This window comes from Caballeronia sp. LZ032 (assembly GCF_031451315.1).
GTDB lineage: Bacteria > Pseudomonadota > Gammaproteobacteria > Burkholderiales > Burkholderiaceae > Caballeronia.
The window spans coordinates 1-2,553 of sequence record NZ_JARUXP010000029.1 but is presented as its reverse complement, the minus strand read 5'-3'; the positions used below and the strand labels follow the sequence as shown (position 1 = coordinate 2,553).

Here is a 2,553-nt window from a genome sequence, read left to right as displayed (position 1 = left end):
CCCCGATGGGCAGTTCAAACTCCTCCACCTGTGGGCGGCTAAATTCCCCCAGGCAGGACCAGCGGATTATGCGTCGGATTCCTCAGTGACGGCAAGCCTGGTCGCTGCTTCCCGGAGGCGATAACTCTTTCCTTCAAACTCGAGGAGTTTGGAGCGATGCAGGAGACGGTCAAGAATCGTCGAGGCCATGGTGTTGTCGCGAAGGTAGCGTCCCCAGTCCTGGACGATGCGGTTGGATGTGACGAGAATGCTGCGGCGATGCTTGTATCGTTGGTGAACAAGGGTCTGCAGCAGCTCCGCCGCGGCATCGGGGATGCGTTTGGCGAGGAACAGATCGTCAAGCACGAGGAGTTCGGGTTCAACGAGGGCCTTGAGCAGACGGTCCTGATCGGCCCGCGTTTCCACAGCATAGCCGGCGAACACGGTGTCGGACTCGACGTAGCGCACCTTCATTCCCTGCAGGGTGGCGTTGTAGGCGATGGCCTTGGCGACATGGCTTTTGCCGGTGCCGGTTTTTCCTATCAGCAATGCGTTGTCGCTGTCGGCGACGAACTTCAGGGTGTGTAACTCGAAGCAAGCCTGACGTGGTACTTTGGGGTTGAAGGACCAGTCGAAGTCGCTCAAGGTTTTTCGCTCGTCTAGACCGGACTGCTGGTAACGTCGTTCGAGAAGCCTGGATTGCCGCCGATCAAGCTCGTCCTGCAGAATCATAGAGAAGGTTTCGAGGAACGGCTGCTGGCTGGCCTGGGCTTGCAGCACCCTCGTTTCCAGCGTCGCGCTGATGCCAGACAGACGCAGTTCGCGCAGCGCGCGGTCAATTTCAGCGAGGCTCATGCTCAAGATAGATCTCCGTTGGGTGATGACATGGCGGCGCTATGACTGGCGCCGAGGGTGAACAGGTCGGCATAGTCGTCGCCGTCCCGGATGAGGTGATGTTCCTGAGTCAAGGGCAGTTCGCCCTGGATGGGCGTGTCCAGTTCAGCCAGCGCCTGCTCCAGCAGACGCTCGGTTAGCGCTTTGACCTGTTTGTAGCTGGTCACACCTTCTCTCATGGCGATCTCGCACGCCGAATCGATCAGGCGGCGGGGGTAGCGCCGGACGAGACCGACGATGCCCCAGAGCTTGCGCTGACCGATTCGCCCTTCGGTGTCGAACAGTTGCTGACACAAACGCTCGGCCGACGGCCCGATCGCCTTGGCCTGCAACAGGATGCGGCGCGTTTCCCGCGAGGGATTGAACGGTCGCTCATCGTGCGGCAACACCACTGATCCCGGCTTGTCGGCCAGAATATGCGTGCGCAGCAACGCCTGTGTCTGGAGGTTGCGGACTTCCAGGCGACGGGCAAACTTGCGCACGAGCACCTGGCTGCCGATGGGAGCCGGTCGGGCGGCGTAGCTGCTGTGATCCACCCGTACGCATGTGTCGTCGCAGACCGTGTAGACCTTGTCGGTGAAGTATTCGAAACTGCGCGCGGGCAAGGCACGCAGATGGGGACGCTCTTCCTCGAACATCGCCTGAACCTGGCGGCGGGTGCTGCCGTGGATCCTTCTGGCCGCCCAGTTCGATTCCCATTGATCAAGGAAGGCGTTTTGCTCCTCGATCGATTCGAATCGTCGCCCCTTCAGGGCCGTGCCCTGAGTGTGCTGGATTGCGTTCTCGACGGTGCCCTTGCGATTCGGATCCCGTACGCGGGCTGGGTCCGCCACCACGCCGTAGTGAGCGAGCATGGCGGCATACACCGGATTGAGCTCCGGCTCGTACAGGTCCGGTTTGACTACGCCTTCCTTCAGATTGTCGAGAACGACGTACTGCGTGACGCCACCAAAGTGGCGCCAAGCCTGTTCGTGCAGTTCAGCCCAGACCTGTTTGCTGGACTTCCACACAACGCGGCGGAAGCTGCGCCGCGAGTAACGCAGCGTCATCACGAACAGCCGGGGCTTGCGGTAGCGGCTGGTGCCCGGCACCCTGGTCAGGGCGCCTTCGCCATAGTCAACCTGCGCCTCTTCGCCAGGCATGAAGTCCAGCCGGTCGAACTGGGCCGGCTCGTGCTGACGCATTGTCCGGACGAACCGCTTGACGCTGTCGTATCCGGCGGCAAAGCCAAATCGGTCCACCAGATCTTGGTAGATGGCCATGGCATTGCGCCGAAGCCGTAACTGAGCCTCTATGAACCCCCGGTGAGGCTCGCAAGCTGATATCTGGCTGCCCTTTGCCGGTGGGCATGGTGGAGGAATTTGCAGCGCGGAGCCGGTGGGCACCGTGGGGGAATTTGCTTGCGTCGCTGCGAATTGCTCCTGGTACTTGCGAATCGTCTTCCGATCAACCCCCGTAATTCGGGCGATCTCCCGCTGACGTTTGCCCGCGGCGACGAGTGTGGCGATAGTTGTTTGCAGATGCGGCTTCAAGACATTCACTCCAGCCACCCCTCTTGTTCATCCTTCGAGAGGTGCAAGGTAACGTCCTGCCAGACCGCGTCAGCATCATGCTCCGCGTGTCTCTAGGTGGGGGATTTTGAGGTGCCCAAAGGTGGGGGAATTTGCCCGCCCATCGGGG

Annotated in this window: 2 protein-coding genes; both read right to left on the bottom strand. The window is 61.1% G+C overall.

From position 1 onward, the window contains the following. Nucleotides 1-66: 66 nt before the first annotated feature. Nucleotides 67-834: an IS21-like element helper ATPase IstB gene (istB, locus tag QCE69_RS39225; RefSeq protein ID WP_309936141.1), complete on the bottom strand. Its 768-nt coding sequence runs from the start codon at nucleotides 832-834 to the stop codon at nucleotides 67-69. A 2-nt stretch (nucleotides 835-836) separates the two neighbouring features. Beyond that, nucleotides 837-2,414, bottom strand: coding sequence for an IS21 family transposase (istA, locus tag QCE69_RS39220; RefSeq protein ID WP_309936140.1), 1,578 nt, complete (start codon nucleotides 2,412-2,414; stop codon nucleotides 837-839). Between the last annotated feature and the right edge of the window lie 139 nt (nucleotides 2,415-2,553).

Excerpts from the sequence above, each read along its gene's own strand:
- istB (WP_309936141.1), bottom strand. The coding sequence starts at position 834 with ATGAGCCTCGCTGAAATTGACCGCGCGCTGCGCGAACTGCGTCTGTCT.